This is a genomic window from Gemmata sp. SH-PL17, assembly GCF_001610855.1.
Lineage (GTDB): Bacteria > Planctomycetota > Planctomycetia > Gemmatales > Gemmataceae > Gemmata > Gemmata massiliana.
Genome location: NZ_CP011271.1, coordinates 8,506,358 through 8,528,284, shown reverse-complemented (window position 1 = coordinate 8,528,284; position 21,927 = coordinate 8,506,358). Strand labels below are relative to the sequence as shown.

At 64.4% G+C, this 21,927-nt stretch carries 18 protein-coding genes; 8 read left to right on the top strand and 10 right to left on the bottom strand.

The features are described 5' to 3' along the window. Positions 1-223: 223 nt before the first annotated feature. Positions 224-1,564, bottom strand: a complete 1,341-nt coding sequence (gene lptB / locus VT84_RS35495) for an LPS export ABC transporter ATP-binding protein (RefSeq protein ID WP_082842843.1) — start codon at positions 1,562-1,564, stop codon at positions 224-226. A 232-nt stretch (positions 1,565-1,796) separates the two neighbouring features. On the opposite strand from lptB, the gene VT84_RS35490 reads away from it, so the two are divergent. Together VT84_RS35490 and VT84_RS35485 are read left to right on the top strand one after the other, a co-directional pair. Continuing rightward, positions 1,797-2,813, top strand: a complete 1,017-nt coding sequence (locus VT84_RS35490; RefSeq protein ID WP_082843505.1) for a glycosyltransferase family 2 protein — start codon at positions 1,797-1,799, stop codon at positions 2,811-2,813. A gap of 1 nt (position 2,814) precedes the next feature. After that, the gene (locus VT84_RS35485; RefSeq protein ID WP_082842842.1) at positions 2,815-3,702 is read left to right on the top strand and encodes a class I SAM-dependent methyltransferase; all 888 of its coding nucleotides are present in this window, start codon (positions 2,815-2,817) and stop codon (positions 3,700-3,702) included. Between the two features lie 42 nt (positions 3,703-3,744). Here the strand turns inward: VT84_RS35485 and VT84_RS35480 are convergent, their stop codons facing one another. Further along, entirely contained in the window at positions 3,745-4,824 is a 1,080-nt protein-coding gene (locus tag VT84_RS35480) for a hypothetical protein (RefSeq protein ID WP_082842841.1), read from the bottom strand. Between the two features lie 135 nt (positions 4,825-4,959). After that, the gene (locus VT84_RS35475; RefSeq protein WP_052550178.1) at positions 4,960-5,739 is read right to left on the bottom strand and encodes a hypothetical protein; all 780 of its coding nucleotides are present in this window, start codon (positions 5,737-5,739) and stop codon (positions 4,960-4,962) included. Between the two features lie 303 nt (positions 5,740-6,042). Here VT84_RS35475 and VT84_RS35470 point away from each other — a divergent pair, with 303 nt between their 5' ends. The 3 genes from VT84_RS35470 to VT84_RS35460 all read left to right on the top strand — a co-directional run bounded on the left by VT84_RS35470 (position 6,043) and on the right by VT84_RS35460 (position 9,238). After that, positions 6,043-7,383, top strand: coding sequence for an MFS transporter (locus VT84_RS35470; RefSeq protein WP_082842840.1), 1,341 nt, complete (start codon positions 6,043-6,045; stop codon positions 7,381-7,383). A 224-nt stretch (positions 7,384-7,607) separates the two neighbouring features. Next, complete coding sequence (locus VT84_RS35465) at positions 7,608-8,666, top strand: glycosyltransferase family 9 protein (protein WP_239465585.1); 1,059 nt, start codon at positions 7,608-7,610, stop codon at positions 8,664-8,666. Beyond that, a complete protein-coding gene (locus VT84_RS35460; RefSeq protein WP_082842839.1) occupies positions 8,633-9,238 on the top strand; it encodes a Maf family protein in 606 nt (201 codons plus the stop codon). The genes VT84_RS35465 and VT84_RS35460 overlap by 34 nt, the downstream gene beginning before the upstream one ends. A 61-nt stretch (positions 9,239-9,299) precedes the next feature. Here VT84_RS35460 and VT84_RS35455 read toward each other — a convergent pair whose 3' ends face one another. From VT84_RS35455 to VT84_RS35440, 4 genes are all read right to left on the bottom strand, one after another. Then, entirely contained in the window at positions 9,300-10,340 is a 1,041-nt protein-coding gene (locus tag VT84_RS35455) for a phenylalanine--tRNA ligase subunit alpha (RefSeq protein ID WP_082842838.1), read from the bottom strand. Between the two features lie 66 nt (positions 10,341-10,406). After that, complete coding sequence (locus VT84_RS35450) at positions 10,407-10,883, bottom strand: 6-pyruvoyl trahydropterin synthase family protein (RefSeq protein ID WP_052550185.1); 477 nt, start codon at positions 10,881-10,883, stop codon at positions 10,407-10,409. A gap of 33 nt (positions 10,884-10,916) precedes the next feature. Then, the gene (locus VT84_RS35445) at positions 10,917-11,612 is read right to left on the bottom strand and encodes a 7-cyano-7-deazaguanine synthase (RefSeq protein WP_052551762.1); all 696 of its coding nucleotides are present in this window, start codon (positions 11,610-11,612) and stop codon (positions 10,917-10,919) included. Between the two features lie 5 nt (positions 11,613-11,617). Next, complete coding sequence (locus VT84_RS35440; protein ID WP_052550187.1) at positions 11,618-13,096, bottom strand: hypothetical protein; 1,479 nt, start codon at positions 13,094-13,096, stop codon at positions 11,618-11,620. A gap of 154 nt (positions 13,097-13,250) precedes the next feature. On the opposite strand from VT84_RS35440, the gene VT84_RS35435 reads away from it, so the two are divergent. Genes VT84_RS35435 through VT84_RS35425 form a run of 3 tightly spaced genes read left to right on the top strand, consistent with a single transcriptional unit; the run spans position 13,251 to position 15,462 of the window. Next, complete coding sequence (locus VT84_RS35435) at positions 13,251-13,814, top strand: HD domain-containing protein (RefSeq protein WP_082842837.1); 564 nt, start codon at positions 13,251-13,253, stop codon at positions 13,812-13,814. After that, complete coding sequence (phnX, locus tag VT84_RS35430) at positions 13,801-14,610, top strand: phosphonoacetaldehyde hydrolase (protein WP_082842836.1); 810 nt, start codon at positions 13,801-13,803, stop codon at positions 14,608-14,610. Before VT84_RS35435 ends, phnX begins: the two co-directional genes overlap by 14 nt. 15 nt (positions 14,611-14,625) lie before the next feature. Further along, positions 14,626-15,462, top strand: a complete 837-nt coding sequence (locus VT84_RS35425) for a sulfite exporter TauE/SafE family protein (RefSeq protein WP_239465583.1) — start codon at positions 14,626-14,628, stop codon at positions 15,460-15,462. Here the strand turns inward: VT84_RS35425 and VT84_RS35420 are convergent. The 3 genes from VT84_RS35420 to VT84_RS35410 form a co-directional block, all read right to left on the bottom strand. Beyond that, entirely contained in the window at positions 15,446-18,466 is a 3,021-nt protein-coding gene (locus tag VT84_RS35420; RefSeq protein WP_082842835.1) for a heavy metal translocating P-type ATPase, read from the bottom strand. The genes VT84_RS35425 and VT84_RS35420 overlap by 17 nt on opposite strands. A gap of 82 nt (positions 18,467-18,548) precedes the next feature. Next, entirely contained in the window at positions 18,549-19,850 is a 1,302-nt protein-coding gene (locus tag VT84_RS35415) for a lactate racemase domain-containing protein (RefSeq protein ID WP_082843502.1), read from the bottom strand. Between the two features lie 111 nt (positions 19,851-19,961). Next, positions 19,962-21,860 (bottom strand): M28 family peptidase, encoded by a 1,899-nt coding sequence (locus tag VT84_RS35410; RefSeq protein ID WP_082842834.1) that lies wholly within the window; start codon positions 21,858-21,860, stop codon positions 19,962-19,964. Positions 21,861-21,927 lie beyond the last annotated feature (67 nt).

Below are 21,927 nucleotides of genomic sequence, written 5' to 3'. Positions count from 1 at the left end.
GAGGTGTTGCGCCAAGTAAGGTCGCGAAATGAGAACGCCTCACCCACCGGTGTCGTCGATTGGGTGAGGCGATCCACGCAACGTGAGTGGGCTAATTCGCTAACAAGGATGCTAATAGATGATGCTTGCAACTGCTGGCTGTGAGTAAGCTTGCGGCAATTCGCTAACAGCCGGTCGGTCCGGAAATGTTAGCAAATGTTAGCCGCCGGTCGTGAGTGCCCAACTACCGACGCGGTTCTAGTTTGGCCCGGAGGTGAGCGACCTGGCGGAGTCGCGTTTCGGGTGCGGCATCGGCGTCGTATTCGAGCGTGCTGTTCGTGTCCTTCGTGACGAACTTCAATACCTCGAACGCGCGCTGACGCAGGGTCGCATCGCGACGTTCCAGTGCTTCGAGCAGCGCGGGGATCGCAGCACTTCCGCGCGCGGCGAGTTCCACCATCGAGTTTTTCAGTGTGCGGTCGTCGGCCAACCCTTCGACTGCGCGGCGGATCTTCTCGAGTTCCAGTACCGCGGCCATCGGCCCCCCGAGGGCTTGACCCACCGGCGGCGGCGTAACGGTGCCGGCCGCAGTGAACGGCGACGGCGGCGCGGGTGGAGCCGCCGGGAATGTGAATGTGGATGGAGGGGGCGTGACCGTTGCCACCCGCGCCGGAGCGAGGGGCGGGGACACCGGAGCCTGAACAGTGGCGACTGGTCGACTCGCGGGCGGCGCGTAACGAGAAACCGGAACTGTAGGCGCTTGTAGGACGGGCGTTTGTACGGACGAGTCCGCCTTCTTCGCGGCCGCAGCGCGGGCATCGAAGTGTCGCGTGAAACCGTCTTCCTCGAAACTGCGCCCGAGGTAGGCGTTGATCGCGATCGGGTCGTTGACCAGTTCCATCGGCGTCCCGCGCGTGACCACCTTACCCGCGGTAATGAGATACACGCGGTCCGCGGTGCGGAACACTTCGCGCACGTTGTGGTCGGTGATGAGGATGCCGATGCCCGAATCGGCGAGTTCGCGGATGTTCCGCCGGATGTCCTCGGTGGTGATCGGGTCGACCGCGGCGAACGGCTCGTCGAGGAGGATGAGCATCGGCTCACACACGAGGCAGCGCGCGATCTCCAACCGGCGCTTTTCGCCGCCGGAGCAGCGCCCCGCGGTGGTTTTGCGAACCGGGTCGAGTTTGAACCGGGTTAGTGCCTCGTTGGTGCGCTCCCAGCGCTCGGCGCGACTGAGTCGGCGCCCCAACTTGCGGCTCCGCGGGAGCGCTTCGAGGATCGCGAGCAAGTTCCCCTCAACCGAGAGCTTGCGGAACACGCTCGGCTCTTGCGACAGGTAGCCCATTCCGCGGCGCGCGCGCTGGTACATCGGGAGGGACGTTACATCCTCGTCGTTGAACGTGACCTTGCCCTCGTTCGGCTGGATTTGTCCGGTCGCCATGCGGAAGCTGGTCGTCTTCCCGGCCCCGTTGGGACCGAGTAGCCCGACCACTTCGCCCGGGTCCACGGAGAACGACACACCGTTCACCACGGCTCGGTTGCCGTAATACTTGACCAACCCCTCGACTTCCAACAGCGGCATTCGCGCACTCCCTTCCGCGGTGCGAGTTGCACGGAACACAGGTCGCACCCGGGCGGCAAGAACGATTCGTGGGAGGGGGCTTACCCGAACCGGGCGGGGCACGCAAGCAGAATAGCGTGCGCGCCCCGAGAACGTGTCGCGGTTGACACCGATTCGGTAAAGGTGGTAAAACGTGCAATCCGAAGTGCCGAACGGATTCGACACGGCAGCCGACCGACCGCAGGATGCGCTCATGTCCCAGGTGCGGACCGCACCGATCGAAGCCCGCGTGCCGCGCCCGTCCCGGTCGGACGTACCGGACGTGTCCGTGTGCATCGCCAACTGGAACTGCGTCGAATTGCTCCGCAAGTGCCTGCGTTCTCTCTTCGACCAGGCACAAGGCGCCCGGTTCGAGGTGGTAATCGCGGACAACGGCTCGACCGACGGTGCGGCCGACATGGTCGCGTCCGAGTTCCCAAACGTGGTGCTGATCCGCAATTCGGACAACCGCGGGTTCGCGCGGGCCAGCAACCAAGCTGCTGCTGCTGCGCGCGGCCGGTACTTTTTCTTCCTGAACAACGACACGCTGGTCCCCGCAAACACGCTGCGGAAATTCCTCGACCTCGCCGAAGCGCGCCCAGATGTCGGCATGTTCGGCCCACGGCTTCGCGGTGCGGACGGGGCGTTCCAGATCTCGTATCGCCAGCGCCCCACGCTCGCGGCTCTGCTGCACCGCATCAATCTGCTACGCTGGACCGGGTTATTCCGCAAAGCCTATTACGAGTACCGCCGCGCCACGTTCGACCCGACGCAGGAGCGCTCGGTCGAGGTGCTCATGGGGGCGGCCGTGTTCCTCTCGCGCGAGGTGTTCGAGGCGAGCGGTCGGTGGGACGAGGAATACCACTTCGGTGTCGAGGACATCGACCTGTCCATGCAGGTGAGCCGGCGCGGGCCGCCGATGTTCGTCCCGCAGGTCGAGATCGTTCACTATGGGCGCGCGGCCGGGCGGAACAACGTCCACTTCGCGGCGCCGAACGTGGCCATCGGTTACGTCCACTACTTCCGCAAGTCCGGAACGAGCCGCGCGGCCCTCTTCGCGTACAAGGCCCTCGTGACACTCGACGCGCCGCTGCAAATCGGCCAGAAACTGCTCGAAGCCGGCTGGCGCAGCGTGACGGGCCGGCGCGTGAAGGCGCGCAAGAGCGTGCTCGCGGTCCGCGGGCTGTGGGCGTTCCTGCGGCACGAACTCGTCCGCTTCTGGAAGGCGTGACATGCGAACCCGCGACCTGTTGCAATTCGTCCCCGGTTTGTCGCGCCTCGTGCGGGTACTCGACGCACGCGAGCGAGAGAGCCGCTTGCTCACCGAAGAGTGCTGGCGCCTTGCGAACGAGAACCACCGACTGAAAGCCGCTTCGGGCACGCCCCGCGCGAAGCGTTCCGCACACCACGAAGAGACACCGATCCCGCCCGATGTGTTGCGTCTCATGGTGGCGGGAACCGACGACGCGGATTGGTTCCTCACCGCGGGGCAACGTGCTGCGGAATCGCTCACCGCACTGCTCGCGAAGAACGGCATCCGCATTGAGCAGTGCGATCGTATCCTCGATTTCGGGTGCGGGTGTGGCCGCGTAATTCGGCACCTGCGTCACCTGCCCGCCGAGTTACACGGGTGCGACTCGAATCCGGTCGGGGTGGAGTGGTGCGCGGAGAACTTGCCGTTCGGTCAGTTCGCGGTCAACGCGCTGGAATCGCCGCTGACTTACGATGATAGCTCTTTCGATCTCGTTTACGCATTCTCGGTGTTCACGCATCTGCCGCTGCCGTTGCAAACGCACTGGATGCACGAACTGCGCCGCGTGCTGAAGCCCGGTGGCGTGGCGGTGATCTCGCTCCACGGCGACGCGATGCTCGGGCGCATGACACGCGCCGAGCGCGCGGACTATCGCGCAGGGCGGTTCGTTGTGCGCGGGGGCGACCTCGCCGGAACGAACCACTGCGCGACGTTCCACCCGCCGCAATTCGTGCGAACCGTGTTGGCGGACGGCTTTGAGGTGCTGGACATGGCTCCCGAAGGCGCGAAGGGAAATCCCCCGCAAGACGCCTGGGTGCTGCGTCGCGTTGTGGAGCGAGCGGATTCACATCTTACATTGCCCGCGTAAACAAGACCGGGGAACGTGACCGGGCGCCGGTGCGATCTTGGGCTATTTTTGCCCCTGGTAGACTAACCCGAAACCGTCTAGCCCTGGTCCCTTTCGGCCAATAATGCCGGTGATCGGAGTACCATCTCCGCCAAGTTTGGTCGGGCCGTTACCGCCCGGTCCGCCCATTTGCTCGGTGACGTATGAGTCGTTCGGGTCGAGGCGCCCGCCGCTCACCTTCATGAAGGTTACAGTGAGGGCGTCAATTCCTAGCCCGGCTCGAACGCTAACGGCTCCGACCGCGTAGCCCGGCTTCGCGAGAACCCGCGTTCCGCGTTCCGTTTCAGTTCCGTGGGTCTGTCCCGCCGAATCGACGCCCGCGACCCGGTAGATCGGGCGCACGGCACTGACCACGTCGTTGTTGAAGAACTTGCCGTACCACACATCGAGCCCAACGAGCACCCCGCCCGCCGGGGCATCGTCGCGAAATTGGGGATCGAACGGGTGGCCGAGAATCACTTCCTTTGCTGGTGGGGGCGACGGTTGATTCTTGGGCCGGTACGCGGGCGGAGCGGCGGGACGCGCAGGCCCGAGTTGAACCGGAGGCTGCACTGGCGCAGTCCACGAGGGGCCGGGTGTGTCTCCCCCATCCGTGATCCGGAACGAGTCAAGGAACGTCCGAACCTGCTGGTTCGACAGCTTGGCGTCCCGGCCGAACGCGAAGACGATGTAGAACCGGCTGCGTGTAAACAGCACTCGGCCCGAATAGAACTTGTGCGGATTCTGCCCCTCGATCTCGAACTCGCGCCAGCCGCTACTGTTGTGACTCGCTCCTTCTGATCGGGTCGCGGTACCGTTTACCTTCTGCGCTAGCCCGGTTACTGCGCCGCTAAGGTCGCACGGCGTACCCGGCGGAATGTCGGCCGATGAAACCGCGTACCCCTCGCCCCCCACTTCGACGGCGTGGGTCGTCAACTGGAACCCGTACTCGTTCCGCACCTCGGTGTACGGGGTGCCGGGCATGGGGACCGTGTACTTACCGTCCGGCGATGTAAACTGCCGGAAATCCTTGAATTCGCGCTTCCCGCACCCGACGAGGGGCGACAGAAGAACCAGCGCAAAAAGCGCGGGGAGTGTCCGCATCGGAGGGCACCGGCGGTAGAAGATCGAGTTCGCGCGGGGCAGCACCCGCGCGAGCGTGGAAGTGAGAATAGTATTTCGGATGCGTCTGACCGACGCAAGCCTGGACCGACGAGTTCCTTGGTCCGATCCGCTCATTTAAACCAAGGCGAACTCGGTCCAGTTGTCGAGGTATCGCCAGAGAACGGGGCTTTCCGCTGCCTTTTCACGGAGCAGTGATTTGGCGTTTGCAACGAGTTCGGTTTCCTGTTCCGAACTCAAATCGCCTGTCAGAACGCGCGTGCGGAGGAACACGAAGTAGGTGTCGAGCGTGTCGCACAGGCACCGGTCGTTGATCTCCTGAATGGACCCACCGGTCGGCGCTTGCTCCGCCGACTTGCCGGGTTTGCCGAGGAGTTTCGCGAGGACATCGAGGTCGCCGGGCAAGCGGCACGCGCCGAAGTTCGTGAACCAGTCGGTCAGATCAATGGGGCCGCGGTAACGGTCGCGTGCGAGGTAGTAATCGCGGGCCTGGATGCCGTAACGAAACGCGGCCAGTTCCAACAGCGGCAGATCGAACCCGCGCCCGTTGAAGGTCACGAGCCGGGCCTTGTAGTGTGTCACCCCGAACCAGAACTGGTTCACGATCTCGCGCGGTCGGAAGTGCGGTTCGTCGAGGCACTTAAAGTTGAGCAGGCTGAAGTCCGGTCCCACGCGGAGGACGCACACGCACACCGGTACCTGGAAGGTGACCGGCAGCGGTTCGCCCGATTCACTGGCACGCGCGATCGCGTCTTCCGGCGACAGATTTTCGCCGGGGTATTTCACAGCCGCGAGCAACCGGCCGTCCGGAGCGCTCGCGCTGTTCACCACAAGGAACGCGGTCCGTGTGCCGGGGTCCGCGGACGCCGGGCGCGTATTCGTTTCGGCAAGTGGCATGCGTAAGCACCTAGACAGCGGTTCATCTAGCAATGTCGGCAAAACAGGGATTCTGGTCAACTCCAACCCGCCCAAACCCGCCCGCCGGCGCGCTGTCGCCGCGCCGCTTGTATCGTCGGCGCTGACGGCGCAAATTGTGCGGACGGCGCGGCGCGAATTGGCGCGTCGCGCTTGAAGATTGTGGGCCTCCCGGCGATCTGTGCGCTATGTTGTGCTCCCATCTGAAATTGAGCGCGAATGAGCACGGTGGACCGTTTACCCGTCTTGCTGGTCGGGCGGCGCGACAAGCCGTAATCTCACGTCATGAATCCCACCGAATTGCCGCCCGGCGCGCCTGTGCCTCCCGCCCCCCACGCGCCCAAGAAATCCGCACTTCTGATCGTGTGGCTGGTCGTGTTCATCGACCTGCTCGGGTTCGGCATCGTCCTGCCCGTGCTCCCGCGCCAGGCAAAGCCGTACCTCGATGCGCTCGCGTTCTCGGACGTGTCGCGTGGGGCCGTGATTGGCGTGCTGTTTTCGGTGTTTTCGCTGATGCAATTCGTGTTCTCGCCGATGTGGGGGCGCATTTCGGACCGGGTCGGTCGGCGGCCGGTGCTTTTTATTAGCCTGCTCGGTTCGGTGATCTTCTACGCGCTCTACGGGGTCGCAGTTTCGCTCCCCACTACCCAGGCGGAACTCGCGTTGGGGCTGATGCTGTTCGCGCGCATCGGGGCCGGTATCGCGGGTGCGAGTGTGGGGACCGCGGCGGCCGTGATCGCGGACTGCACCACGCCCGATAAGCGTGCGAAGGGGATGGCCCTCATCGGGATCGCGTTCGGGGCCGGGTTCACGCTCGGGCCGCTCATCGCGTACTTCGGCCTGGCGCTATTCGCGCGGGAACCGTGGGGCGTGGGGGCGCTCGCGTCTGGCTTGTCACTGATCGCGTTACTGGTTGCGATCGCGATTTTTAAGGAAACACGAGACCCGAACAACAAAGCGGCCAAAGAGTTCTTCAGTCTTGCGAAGACACGCGAGGTGCTCGCAATGCCGACCGTGGGCACGCTGGTGCTGATCTACTTCCTGGCGATCTTCGCGTTCGGCAACTTCGAGGCCACGCTCGCGCAGTTCACGGACAAGGTGTTCGGACTGAAGGACGATGACAACTTCCTGGTATTCGCATTCGTCGGCGCGGTGCTGATGGTCGCGGGCGGTTCGTACCGGCCGATGGTGAAGAAGCGGTCCGAAGTCGGGTTGCTCAAGTTTGGTGTTGGTGCGATGGCGATCGGGCTTACCGGCGTTGGGGTTGTAGCTTACCTCGTACTCGGGTCGGATGGGAGTTCGAGCGACATTGCGAAGCCCCTGTTCTACGTCGCGATGTCGATTGCGGTGATCGGGTTCGCGTTCGTGAACCCGTCCGTCTCGGCGCTCGTGTCGAAGCGCTCGGACCCGGCGCGACAGGGCGAGGTGCTGGGGGTGAACCAGTCGTTCGCGTCGCTCGGGCGCATCCTCGGGCCGTTCCTCGGATCGGTCTTGTTCGACGCCCACCCCTCGCGCACACTACCGTACTTGGGCGCGGTACTTGCGCTGCTCGTCGTTGCGGCACTGCTCCCGCGGTTGAAGGGGAAGGAAGAGCCGCAGATGAGCACAGACAAGGCAAACGCATGATGGGCACAAAGGTGAAGAGAAGTCAGAAAACAGAAACCAAAAGGAAGAGCCGCGGGTAACGCAGATTACGCGGATCAGACACGAGAACAATCGGGTATCTGGTTACCCCTTGTTGGGGCTTAAGACTCGGTCTTTTGCTTCTGCTTTCCTTTTGTGCCCTTTGTGCTTTTTTGTGACTAATCTGCCTTTCTGCTCTCCGATTGCGGCGTTCCGGAAGGATTCTGATGCTGGACCGGATTGAAGCGCGACGGATCGCGATCATCAAGCCGAGCGCACTGGGTGACATCGTTCATTCGCTCCCGGTGTTGACCGCGCTGCGCACGCGATTCCCCGCGGCTCGGATCACGTGGATCGTAAACTCGGGCTACGAATCACTCCTTACTGGCCACCCCGATCTAACCGACACGCTCCCGTTCAATCGCGGTGCGTTGAAAGGGGCTCGCGCGCTCGCAACGGCGTGGTCGTTCGCGACGGAATTGCGGCGAAGGCAATTCGATCTCGTGATCGATATGCAGGGGCTTCTGCGAAGCGGCCTGATGGCATGGGCGAGCTGCGCACCGGTGCGGGTCGGGTTCCGCAACGCCCGTGAGGGCAGCCGGTACACCTACACGCACAAGTTGGCTTCACCCCGCGCCGACCGGGCGCACGCGGTCGATCGGATGTGGGCCGTTGCCGAGGCGTTCGGTGTCGGGCACCTGCCGAAAACGTTCCGCGTTCCCCTACGGCCGGGAGAACTCGTTGCGGCACAGAACGAACTCGCTGCTCTGCCGCGTCCGTGGATCGCGGTCGCGGTGGGGGCCAAGTGGCTCACGAAACGCTGGCCCGTGACGCACTTCGCCGAACTTCTTACCCGCGCGCAGTCGCACTTTGGTGGGTCTGCCGTGTTCATTGGTGCGAGCGACGACATCGCGCTTTCGCAAGAAGTAATCGCGAACCTGCGCGGCCCGGCGCTGAATCTGGCCGGGAAGACTTCGCTCCCGCGGCTCGCGGCAACGCTGTCGCTTGCGGACGTGATGGTCGGGAACGACACCGGGCCGCTGCACCTCGGGGCCGCCCTCGGGCGCCCGTGTGTCGCGCCGTACACCTGCACGCGAGTCGCGCGCCACGGGCCGTACCAGCAAGCTGCGAACTGTGTGGAAACAACCGTTGCGTGCAGCGGGAGCTATCTCAAGAAATGCAATAACATGATCTGCATGCCGGAACTCACCGCGGACCGGCTCTGGCCCCGCTTGGCGGAGACCCTGGATACATGGCAACGAGCACACAATTCCCGTTCCGCCTGATCCTCGCGAGCGGCTCGTGGGGCCGCAAGTGGTTGATGGAGCAGGCCGGCTACCCTTTTGAAGTCAAACCGTCCAACATCGACGAACCGACGGAAGCCCGGCTCGGCGACTGCCGGCACTACGTCGGCGAACTCGCGTGGCTAAAGGCCGAAGCCGTTGCTCTCGGTGAGTCCGACGGGTTAATCATCGCCGCGGACACGGTGGGGTGGTTGCACGGTAAGGTGATCGGCAAGCCGGAAGACGAGGCCGACGCCCGGCGCATCATCACGGCGCTGGCCGGGACCGTTCACGAACTCTGGACGGGCGTGTGTCTCTGGCTCCGCCCCGGCGACCGGCAAATCTGCTGGCAGGAGCGGAGCCTCGTGCGCATGAGCGCACTTTCTGATGCCGAGATTGATGCTTACCTGAAAACGCGGAAGTGGGCGGGGTGCAGCGGGGCTTACTCGATCGAGTTCCCGCACGACCCGTATTTGACAATCGAAGAGGGGAGTGTGAGCAACGTCGTGGGCCTGCCGATGGAATCGCTGGAACAGGCCCTGGAATGGATGCGTGTTATTCGCGGCACGCGGTGAGATGAATGCCGCGGACAGCTTTGTGTGCGGGTAACACGAGGCCACCCGCACGTCCAACAACTCAGAACTGCTTCAAGAACCGCAGATCGTTCTGCCAGAAGAGGCGGATGTCGTCGATCGCGTGCTTGAGCATCAGCATCCGTTGCGGTCCCATCCCGAACGCGAACCCGGTCACCTTTTCCGGGTCGTACCCACCGGCGCGCAGGACGTTCGGGTGAACCATCCCGGCGCCCAGGATCTCCAACCACCCGGTGCCTTTCGTGAGCCGGTCGCGGTTCGGATCGTCCTTCGGCCAGTCGATGTCCACTTCGATGCTCGGCTCCGTGAACGGGAAGTAGCTGGAGCGGATGCGCACCTGCCGCTCCGGACCGAACATCCGGCGCGCGAACGCGGTGATCGTACCCTTCAGGTCGGCCATCGTCACGCCCTCGCCGACCACCAAGCCTTCCACCTGGTAGAACTGGATCTCGCTCCGGGTGCTGATCGCCTCGTTGCGGTAGCACATCCCGGGCAGGATCACGCGAACGGGCTTGCCCGCGGCCTCGCGCATCACGTGGATCTGCCCCGGTGACGTGTGCGTGCGGAGCACGACGCCCGGCGTAGTGGTGAAGAACGTGTCCCACATGTCGCGCGCCGGGTGGTGCGCGGGCATGTTCAGGAACTCGAAGTTCAGTTCATCGGTTTCGACCTCTCGGGTGCGGTACACCTGGAACCCGAGGTCGGCGAAGATGGAGTAAATTTGCCGGAGGATTTGGGTCGCGGGGTGCAACCGCCCGCGGGCCGGCGCCCGACCGGGGAGCGTCACGTCGAGCGGGTTCGTCGTCAGACTGACCTGAAGCGCCTTTTCCTTCGCGTCTGCGAGGGCTGCTTCGTAAGCCGCGGTGATTGCGGCCTTGATCCGGTTCAGTTCCGCCCCGTAAGCCGGTTTCTGGTCCTTCGGGATCTTAGCGAGGTTCGACATGGCGGTCTTCATCACGCCCTTGTCGCCAAAATACTGCGTGTTCCAGGCGCGGAGCGCGGCTTCGTCCGCGCATTGCTGAAGTTGAGTGAGGGCTTGCCCTTCGAGCTGCTTCAAATCGTCGAGTGGCGTCGCATCGGCCATGTCCTGCTCCCGGCGTCACGTGTAACCGTTGAGACAGGATACGGGTGCGACGGGTTCGCGTCCGGTCTACGCGCGCGTGGGGACCGGTGCCGGGTTCCCGGCCACTTCGCGCATCGCGACCGACTTGGTGGGAACGCCGGGCGTGGGCCGGTACGTCGCGAACGAGTTCTCGGTTTCCCAGAGCGTCACTTCGGTCACGGGCAGGCCGTGCTCAACGGCGCGGTCGAAGATCAGGCGCGCGATGGTTTCCGCGGTCGGGTTCGCGTCCAGTTCCACGAACGGCTCGCCCTGGCGCAGCAATTCCGCGATGATCGGGTCGTCGCGGTGCAGGAGCATGCGGTGGTCGAGTGTGTCGTCGATCCACTTCCCGATGACGCGCTTGATCTCGGAGAAGTCCACCACCATGCCGAGGGCGTCGAGGGTCTCGGTCTCCACCGTGACGACGGCCTTGCCGTTGTGCCCGTGCAGGTTCCGGCACTTGCCGGCGTAGTTCAGCAGCCGGTGCCCGTAACAGAAGTGGATCTCTTTGGTCACCCTGAACATCCATCGTCTCCTGGTGCCCGATCGGGGCGATCTTTAGCCCGCGTACCGCGTGGGGTCGGGCATCTCGGCGTCGCGGAACCCGCGCTGGCGTTCCGCGCACTTGTTGCACGCCCCGCAGTGCAATCCGTTGACGGGCCGGAGGCACGAGAACGTGTGTTCGAGCGGTAGCCCGCGCCCTCGGCGCAGCACGTCCACCTTGTGGAGCGCGGCGAAGGGGCGGAGCACGCGGACGCTCCCGTTCACGGCGGAACTCACGATCGCCGCAAAGTTATCGTAGAACTGTGGGGTCGCATCGGGAAACGGGTTCGCGCCGAGCGGCGCGGTCGCGATCTCCGGTACGCCGTTCAGGTGGCACCAGAGGAGCGGCTTGGCGAGTAGCAGTACGTTCCGCCCGGGAAGAAACACGGCCTCGTCGGGCGAATCGGCGTCGGGCGCGCCCTCGCCCGACACGCTCCAGTGGGCGCCGTACACATCGCGAATCGGTTCATCGAGGACGCGGAGTGGGCGAAGTGCCGGCGCGCGAACGGCTTCCAGGAAACGATCGAGGTGCTCTCTCTCAACTTCTTCCCAATGCAACCCGGTGCGAACGTAGAGCGGGAACACCGCGGGGTACGCGCGGACGGCTTCGGCAAGCAGGATCGCGCTATCGGACCCGCCGCTCACAAGAACGGCGAGTGCCCCGCGCGGGTTGCTCGGCGGCCACGGCGCGGTGGAGTGTTGGTCGGACACCGCAGTCACCGACACGCCCACTTGCGCCGACCCTTGGGCGGGCGCCCGGGCCCACCGGGAGGTCCACCAGGCGGGCCTCCCGGTGGGCCACCGGGACCGCCTGGGGGACCGCCGGGAGGTCCACCACCCGGAGGGCCGCCCGCTCCACCCGATCGCCCCGTGACTTTGCCCGTGAGACTACTGATCGCGTCCTTCAGGTCAGCGGTGTCAACCGCGGATTTGGCGAAGAAGAGTTCGCCCGACGAACCGAACCCGATATTCGCGAGCATCTGTGCCCCGATTTTCTTGCCCATGCTATCGACCTGTTCTTTCCACCATTTCGGTGGCGTCCCCTCGTCGCCCTTGCCGAGATCGCTCTCTTTCCACTTCTTGGACATGTTCGACGACTTATCACTGTCGCCACACCAAATAACGATCTCGAACCGGATCTCGCGGCTCCCGATGCTCGCCTTGCCCCCCGCGCCCTTCGCACCACTGAGGGCGTCGGCTTGGGTGCGGCCGAACTGAGCGTTGGCGTCGTCGTTGTTTCCGCCCTGTGCACCTGAAGCCGCGGCCGGGGGCTTGTTCTCGCCCTGGAAGAGGGTCATCCCCCAGAACGTGCCTTTTGTGACGCGCTTACCCAGCGTGCCGGCCCGGACACCGAACGTCTTGTCCCGACTGTCGGCGTGGCCGTTGAGCATCTTCTGAAACACGCCTTCTGGTACATCCATCGAGCAGAACGCGATCAGGCGGCTGGTCGGGGAGAAGACGCGCACCTTGGCGCCTCCCCTAAATCCGTCGACGAGATAATACGTGCCACTGCCGAGGGTCTTCTGTTGGGCGCCGGGTAACTTCCCGAGTTGAGTACCGTCGATTTCCGTTTTGGTGCGGATGACCGTCGCTCCGCCGTTTCGGATGGAGGTGCCGAATACGACGTACTCCATGAGCGCGTCGCCGTCGCTCGATCCCAGAACCCGCGCGAAGGCGTCGGCCGCGGCCTTGAACTCGGTATTCTGGAACGTCCCCGAGAGGCTCTTGTAGAGTTCCGGGTATTTCTGGGCGTGCCCCAGATTCAACCCCTGTGCCGTTTCGCAGTCCTCCGGGATGTAGTACATCATCTCGACGGATTTGGGCGTGCGCCCGAGGAGCCAGTACAGCATCCCGCCCACGACCATGAGCATCACGAGCCCGATGCCGACCACGCCGAACAGGAGCACCTTGTTCGTCTCGCGCTTCTTGGCCTTGCGCTTCTTCGGGACGCTCGGGTCGCCTTTGAGTTTCGTTTTCTTCTTTTTTTCCTTCTTTTCGCTCCGATCGCCGTCGTCCTCGTCGTCCCGCGCGGGCTTCTTCTTTTTCTTTAAAACTTCTTCTTCGCCCGCGTCCTCCGGTTCCGGCGCAGCGAACACGGTGCCGCACTTCGGGCACTCGACCTCGGTTCCGGCGTCGGGCGCCTCTGGCAGACGGAGTTTCGCCCGGCAATCCGGGCAGCGGAGTTCAACGGCCATTGGGAGGCACCAGCGCGGGCGGTGATAACGGACGACAGGTTCCAACTTTCCGATACTATCGGGAACCACCGCGCCAGAGCAAGAGTGTACGCTCCAGTTCGTAAGAAGACTCGGCGCGGACCCGATTCGCGCCCCACCCCAACGAGGCGAACCCATGACGCCCGCGGACGTGCTGACCCGCATCGACCGGCTGTTCACCGAGCGCGGGGACACCGAGTACCACGGCGAGGCGGTCACGCAGCTCGAACACGCGCTGCAAGCTGCCCTCTTCGCGGAACAGGACGGGCAACCCGCGGAGTGGATCGCCGCCGCCCTCCTCCACGACATCGGGCACTTCCTCCACGGCCACGGCGAAGACTACCTCGACCAGGGCATCAACGACCGGCACGAAGATCTCGGTGCGCGGTTCCTGGCTCACGCATTCGGGCCGGCGGTAACAGAGCCGATCCGCTTGCACGTCCCCGCGAAGCGCTACCTCGCGAGCGGCAAGCACCCGGGTTATCCGGGGCTCCTCTCGCCCGCGTCCGTCCGCAGCTTGGAACTTCAAGGCGGGCCGATGACCGCTGCCGAGGTCCAGATGTTCGAGGCGCACCCGTATTTCACGGCTGCTGCGAAGGTCCGCGAGTACGACGATCGCGCGAAGATTGTGGGACTGGCGACGCCCCCGTACTCGCACTTCCGCACCTACCTGGAGGCCACGCTCCGTGCCACCAACTGAAATCAAGCTCGTCGTGCTCGACTGGGCGGGGACCACCATCGATTACGGGTGCCTGGCGCCCACTGGCGCGTTCGTCGAAGCGTTCGCCTCGAAGGGCGTCGACGTGACGCTCGCCGAAGCACGCGGGCCGATGGGGTTGCACAAGAAAGATCACATTCGTGCGATGCTGCGAACGGAAATCGTTGGCGGCAAGTGGCGCGCGGCGGTGGGGCGCGACTGGGCCGAATCAGATGTGGAGGAACTCTATCGCTCTGTGACGCCCCTTCAGGTGGCCGCCGCGGAGAAGTACAGCGGGTTGATCGCGGGCGTACCCGCCGTGGCGGACGCGCTCCGCGCGAAGGGGCTCAAGGTCGCAGCGAGCACCGGCTACTTTCACGAAGCCGCCGCGGTGGTGCGCTCGGCCGCGAAGCGCCAGGGGTTCGAGCCGGACTTCAACATCTGTGCAGACGACGTACCGGCCGGGCGCCCGGCCCCGTGGATGATCTTCCGCTGCATGGAAGCGCTGAGCGTGTACCCGCCCGCGGCCGTGGTGAAGGTCGGCGACACGGTGATCGACATCGAAGACGGCCGGAACGCAGGGTGCTGGAGCGTCGGCGTGATCGATTCGAGCAACGAGATGGGGCTGAGCGAGGCGGAATTTAAGTCGCTGACGGAAGCTGAACGGAACGTGCGCCGAAAGGACATCACGGAGCGCTATCAAAAGGCCGGCGCGCACGCTGTACTTCACGTCATTACCGACTTACCGGCTCTGATCGGCGATCTCAATGCTCGTCTGGCTCGCGGCGAGCGCCCGTAAACGTAGATGGCCCGCGTGAGCGCAGCACCGATTGCGCGGGCCGGTTTCTATCATTTCTGCATGCTAATCGACTTCTGGACGTTCGCGTTCTTGTGCGTGTCCGCGTTCTTCGCGGGGGTGATGAACTCCGTCGCGGGCGGTGGCACGCTCCTCACGTTCCCCGCACTCACCGCGCTCCTTACGCCCGCGCTGGCGAACGCCACGAGCACCGTCGCTCTGTTGCCGGGATCGTTCGCAGGGGCGCTCGGGTATCGCAAGGAACTGTGGGAATGTCGGCGGTTTGTTGGGCGCATGATCGTACCGAGTATCGCGGGCGGGTTCCTCGGTGCGTGGCTCGTCGGCAAGAATGAGGACACGTTCGCGACGCTGGTGCCGTGGCTCATTCTCACGGCCGCGGTGTTGTTCGTGGTGCAAGCCCCGCTCTCGAAGTGGGTGAAACAGCGCGCGGCTGCTGAAGGTGCGCACCCCGATCACCACGAGCCGAACGGGGTGACGCAGACTCTTGTAATCGGCTTCCAGTTTCTCGTCGCGGTATATGGTGGGTACTTCGGTGCGGGGATCGGCATTCTGATGCTGAGTGCGCTCGGGTTCATGGGCGTCGGTGACATCCACCGCATGAACGCGGTGAAAACGTTCCTGGCGGCCTCGATCAATGCCGCGAGCGTGGTAGTGTTCGTTCGCGACGGGTTGGTGAATTGGGAATGCGCTGGCGTGATGGCCGTCGCCGCGATCTTCGGCGGCTACACGGGGGCGCGGGTCGCGCGCCGGTTGCCCGCGCGCTACGTCCGCTACTCCGTTATCGTGATCGGCTTCGGGTTGTCCGCGTATTATTTCGTCAAGAAGTTCGTGTAGCCTTGAGTTCCGCCCATTTGGGCCAGAATCCGACCGCGCGAACTCCCACTAAGAGACTCTCCGTCACCCACGTGCCCGCGAGCATTCCCGCTAGCATCCCGAGTGTCATCCCCACGAAACTGGTCGCGACCGCGGTGACCATGTTCTCCGTCTGAAACTGCGTCGCGCACCAACCACCCGCGACCATTCCGACCACCATGCCGACGTTCCCGCCGGTGTACATTGCGACTGCGTGGTCCGCGTTCGGTACGGGTCCGCGCCCCAACCAGCGCATCGCGATGTTCGCGAACACCAGCATCCCGACCCACATCCACGGCTTCATCACGCCCTCGCGCATTGCCTCCACGCACGCGCAGCACCCGTGGTCGTGAAGTGCGGCGAAGTCGTTATCGGCCCACCAGCCGAGCAGCATTCCCAGGTTGCCGAACGTGAGCATCCCGAAGCACATATCGGCCCAGTGCGGAACATCGAACCGGCGCCACGCGATCGCGAGCCAGCCCCCCGCCAGTGCGAACGCGGTGAGCGTGAATATGGCCGCGTCGGGCTTGCGCAACGACGACAGGAGCAGCACGAAGACGCCACCCTGCAACGCGAACGCGCCGGCGTGGGCGAAGCTCATCCAAAGAGAACCTACCCCCCCGTCCCCCCTCCCTGAAGGGAAGAGGCTTAAGGCAGAAGATGGCGCGAGGGCTGCTGTATTTGGTTCTGTTCCCCCTTCCTTCTTAGGGAAGGGGGTTAGGGGGTTAGGTTGTGGCTGCAACCCCTCCCCAACCCCTCCCCCAAGGGGAGAGGGGCTTAAAATCACTGCTGATTCTTTCTCCCCTTTCCTTTCAGAAGGGGTAGGTCTCGCCAAGTGCCCGCACCCCACGCGCGTGGACGAGAAGATCAGTGTGAGGCTCGACACCACCATTAGCACGGCCGCGACGACCGGGTGAAGCACCCCGCACGCGGCGAGTGTCATGCCGACGAGGTTGTAGACCAGTGCGCGGGTCAGGTTCAGTCGCACGGCGCGGACCGCGTCGCGGCTGAGTTCTACGGCCCACGGGAGCGCGCGAAGGTCCGTATGGTAGAGCGTGACCGGAGCGGCACTAACAGCGAGGTCGGTTCCGCTCGAAAGGGCCACGCCGACGTGCGCGACCGCGAGCGCGGAGGCGTCGTTGATCCCGTCTCCGACGAACAGCGGGTTCTCGCCCCTTTGCTTTGCTGCTTCGACGGCCGCGCGCTTATCGTCCGGAAGCAACCCGCCGCGTGCAGATGGAAGCCCAAGTGCTTCCGCGCGGCCGATCGCGTCGCCCGTCAGAACTTCGACCGGCAGGCCGAGCTGTTGGAACTGTTCGAGCGCTTGAGGAGTGGAATCTCGCAACCGCTCGGCGACGACCGCGGTCGCGGTAAGTTCGCCATCAACTGCGACGAAAACGGCTTTGTTACTGCTTTTTTCTGAAAGAAGCGCCGCAGAGTTTAAAGAGAGGCGCGGCGTTTGATTTTTCTCCCCCTTCCCTGTCAGGAGGGGGGCGGGGGGGGTAGGTTCTTCGGGCAATTCCTTCCCGATCCACCTCTCGGTGCCGATTTTGATTTCGTGCCGCGTACCGTTCGTTTCAACGAGTTCCGCGATCACCCCGCACCCCGGAACCGCCACGAGTGACGCTACGCGCGGTTCCGCGTCCGGTGCGAAGTTCCGCGGTAAGTCGGCGAACGGTTTTGCGATCGGGTGATTGCTCTGCGATTGAGCGAGTGATAGCCAACCGAGGAGCTTCGTGCGCTCGGAACCGGTCGCGATCGTTTGGATGTCAACGAGCGCGAAACGGTCTTCTGTCAGCGTGCCGGTCTTATCGAACATTACGCGGTCCACGGTCGCGAGGCGCTCGATGGCGTCGCCACCGCGAACGATCACCCCGCGCTCAGCGAGTCGGTTGAGCGCGGACCAAATGACTACGGGCGTCGCCAAACCGATCACGCACGGGCACGCGACCAGCAGCACGGACATCGCATTAAATAGTCCGGCTTCCCACCCGGCCGACGCGAAAAACGTCCAGTACGCGAACGTGCCGACCGCCGTGAACGCCACCAGCGGCAGGAACCACTGCCCGAGCCGGTCCGCGTGCCCCTGCAACGACAGCGGTTTGTCGCGTGCGGATTCCACGGTTGCTAGCAGTCGGTCGATTTCGCGCTCTGTTCCGCTTGCGGTCGCGGTGACGCGAAAGGTCGCATCGAAGGACGCAGCGCCGGCCACCACCCGGTCCCCCGGGCGCCGAACCACCGCGAACGGCTCGCCGCTCACGACAGTTTCCGACACAAAACCCGCGCCGTCGCGAACGACCCCGTCCACCGCGAACAACTCGCCCGGGTGGATCTCCACTACGTCCCCGGGTCGCACGTCCATAACGGGCGCGGTGCGCGTGCCGCCGGTGTCGTCGACCAAGCGGCACGTCGCGAGTTGCTCGCCCCAGGCGCGCGAACTCGCGAGCGCCGCGGCCCGTGACCGCGCCCCGATCACCTTGCCGAGCGTGTATACGACGAGCAGGACCGACACGACCTCGAAATAGATCTTCCCGCGCCCGGTAATTTGCGCCTGGAGCGACGCGCCGAGCGCGCCGAACATCGTGAGCAGGAACAGTGCTTCGATCGTAAGGCGCCCGCGGCGCAATTCCCGCGCCGCCGTGCTGATGAGCGGGCCACCGAGAAGGGTCACGACCAACATGGTGAGCGCGAAGACGAACCACTGCGTGAATTCGCGGATCGCCGGTGGAACGTCGTCGTGTACGTTCAGCGCGAGGCCGAAAATCATCGACTGCCCGACGACGAGCACGCCGATTCCGAGTCGCAGTCCGTCGAACCTGCCACTCTTGCCAGGAGCCGTTGTGTAGCACCCGGCGTCCGTACACGCTCGTTCGCCGAGGCTCAGACAGCCGAAACAACAGTACGCCCGCGTGATGCCGTCGGGTTGCGGGCGGCCCGCGTATCCACTTCCGGTGATCGGTCCGTTACAGTTCGCACAAACTGGCATGCGGCAAAATGGAGTAAGAACAGGAGGCGATCGGAATTGCTGCGGCCCGTGTTTTCCGCACGAGCCGCGCTACGAAGTGTCGTTAGTGAGCGGCCCGTCGGCGCCCACGCACGCTGTGCGGGAACATTCGCTCTTGTGCTATATTCCCCGCGGCATCGAAGGGTAGCGGGACCGGATCGCCGACGAATTCCAGGTGCGGGTGCCCCTTCAGGTCGGCCGCGAGCGGCGCGGACACCCACATCTCCACCACTTCGAGCGTGTTCGGGATCACGCAGAGTTTCACCTTATCGGCTTCGGGCTGCCAGCACGTCTCCACGCAGTTCGCGATCACCTCGCGGTCCGTCTCGAACCCGAACGGGAGCTTGCTCCGCCACAGCGACCGGGCCGTGAGGTTGTTCATGCGGAACGGCCCCTGCACGATTCCGGCTAGAGCGCGGTTCGTGGTGAGGTCCGCCAGCCCGATCCCGGTCGCGTTGCCGTGGCTCTCGGGCGACACGTCCAGTACGCCGATGCGGACGATGCGCGGGTCGTTCGTTTCGGCCTCCGGGGTCGCTTCGATCAGCATCCGGCCGATCACGTTCGGGTCCATCCCAGCGCCGGAGTAGTTCTTGCCGCACTCGCCGATGATGAGCACGTCTGCCCCTTTGAATGGCAGCCGGCCCATCAGCGCCCGCGCCTCTTCGAGCAGCACCGGTTCGCGGTCCCAGAGGTCGTCGCGGTCGAGCACTTCGAGTTTCGCGGTTTCTTCCTTTGCGTTTTCGAGGATCGCCAACCCACCGATGAACGGCGTTTTGTTCAGAATGACCTGGCCCGATTCCGGGATCATGTCGCGCAGCCCGCGCGTCCCGAAGCTGTGAACCTGATCGGCCCCGTGGCGCTTCCCCAACCCGATCACGAGCATCTTCAGAATGCCGCTCTCGAACTTCCCGCGGAAGTCCGTGTGCGGCTTCACGCGCGACACCGTCACCACGGCGTCGGCCTTGAGTGCGTTCTTGTCCCACCAAACCGGTTGACCCCACGAGTTCGTGCCGATGTTCTCGGCGTCCATGTCCGTGACGACCGGAACGCCGAGGTGCGCTTCGTCGAGGTTGTAACTCGCGAGCAACTCGCGCTGGCCCTCGGGTGTGGCACCGCCGTGCGACCCCATCGCGGCCACCACGAACGGCTGGGCGCCCAATTCTTTGATGGCATCAACGGTGGCGCGTGCGAGTGTGAGGTAGTTGTTGATCCCGCGGCTGCCGCATGCCACGGCGACCTTCATTCCGGGCTTGATGCGCTTCGCGGTTTTGGACCCGAGCCACAGCTCGCGCACGGTAGCAGCGACGTTGGCGACGGACGGTTGCGGGGTGGTTTGGCGGACGAGCTGAACGCGGGGAATGTCCACTAGTGCCTCTGCGAACCCCGCCCGCAAGGACGGGGGTGTTTTGGGGAGGGAGTAGTTGAGGAGCTTATTGTATCCAGCACCCCCGCCCTTGCGGGCGGGGTTCACCGGACTCTATTCCGGTTTGGCCTTCAGGGTGAGTTTCTTGCCCTTGCGCTCGACGACGATGTCAATGGCGTTGCCGATTTTCTGCGCCCCCATCGCGGTCATGTACGCGCCGACGTTTGGAGTCGCCTTTCCGCCGACTTCCACAATGATGTCGCCTTCTTTGAGGCCGGCTTTTTCGGCCGCGCCGCCGGGCGACACGCCGTCGAGCAGAACGCCTTCGCCCTCGAAGGTGTAGCTCGGCAGGATGCCCAGACGCGGACCCATCACGCGCGCCGGGCGCGATTCGGTGGGATCGACCCACGGGTCTTTCACCGCGATGTACTTCGGCGGGCTTTCGCGCGTGCTCAGGTCCGTCAGCAGGTAGTCAGCGAAGTCGGCCGCCTTCTTCATACCGGGAACGTCGATCTTCTCGGGCACGTCGGTCGGCTTGTGGTACTCGCCGTGGGTACCAGTGTAGAGGAACAGCACCGGGATCTTCTTGCGGTAGAACGAGTCGTGGTCGCTGGGGCCGGTGCCGGCCGGCAGGACGCTGAGTTTGAAGTCGGGTTTCTTGTTGGCTTCCTGAACCAGTTCCGCGAACCCGTCGCTGGTGCCGGTGCCGTACACCACGAGCCGGTCCTTCTTGCCGAACAGCCCGAGCCAGTCGGTCGGTACCGGCTTCGTGCGGCCGATCATGTCCATGTTGACCATCGCGACGGTCTTGTCGAGCGGGAACAGTGGTTCCTTGCAGTAGAACTGCGACCCGACCAGCCCGATCTCTTCTGCCGAGAACGCGATGAACACGATGCGCCGGCCCTGACGGTTCTTGATCGCACCGAACCGGCGGGCCAGTTCCATCAACCCGGTGGTTCCGCTCGCGTTGTCGTCGGCGCCGTAGTGGATCTTGCCCTTCGCGGTCGGGCCCCCCGCGCTCCCGAAGCCGCCGTAGCCGACGTGGTCGTAGTGCGCGCCGATGACGACCGTTTCGTCCTTCAGCGGCCCAGCACCTTCCAGCACGCCGACCACGTTCTTCGTCTTCACCTCTTTGCGGTCCACGGTCACTTCCGCGTCCGCTTTCCAACCCTTAATCGCAAACGATTGCGGCTTCAGGTTCTCGTTGATCGCGGTTTCGATTTCGGTCAGCGATTTTTCTTTCGCAGCGGTCAGGATCTCGTCGAGTACGGCTCGCTTGAGGAACATCACAGGGAACTTGGCCGGCGCCGTGCCGCTCGCATGCTGCCCGTATTGGGCGACCGGGTCGTTCTTACCCGCGGCGCTCGTGTCGTTCACGATGATGAGGCCGGCCGCCTTGTGCTTTTGGGCCACTTCGATCTTGGTGGCGAACGCCGCGTGGGTGCTGTCGTCGCTCGCGTTCACGGTGGTGTCGAACCGCTTGTCGCCCTTCTCGTTGTAACGCGGCGTGCGGCGCAGGATCACGACGATCTTACCCTCCACGTCGAGTCCCGCGTAGTCGTCGTACTTCAGGCCCGGGGCCGTGATGCCGTACCCGGCGAACACGAGATCGCCCGACGCCTTGCTCGTGGGGCTGAACCCCATCGGGCTGTAATCGGTATTGAGCTTCGGTTCCTTCTTCGCGTCGTCGGGACCGGTGAGGGTGAGTTCAGTCGGCTTACCGAGTTTCGACGACATTGTGACGCTGAATGGCTGGAAGTAGCTGCCGTCCTTCATCGCAGGCTTCAGGCCGGATTCCCGGAACACGTCCGCGACGCGGTCGGCGGCCTTCTCGATGCCCTTCGTGTCGATCCCGCGGCCCTCGCACTCCGGGCTGGCGAGGAAGAAAATGTCTTTTCGCATCCGTTCGAGCACAGGGTCGTCGAACGGTTTCTGGGCCGGCGCGGGGGCGGTGATCGCGACCAGCGCGACGACCGCGAGTGTGCCCACGAGTGGGCGGAACGGGGCTGGCATGCGCGTGTCCTTAAAGGAGCGAAGAGAGGGACGCGAGAGGGTTGTCGCTATTATGCGGTGCCGGCGC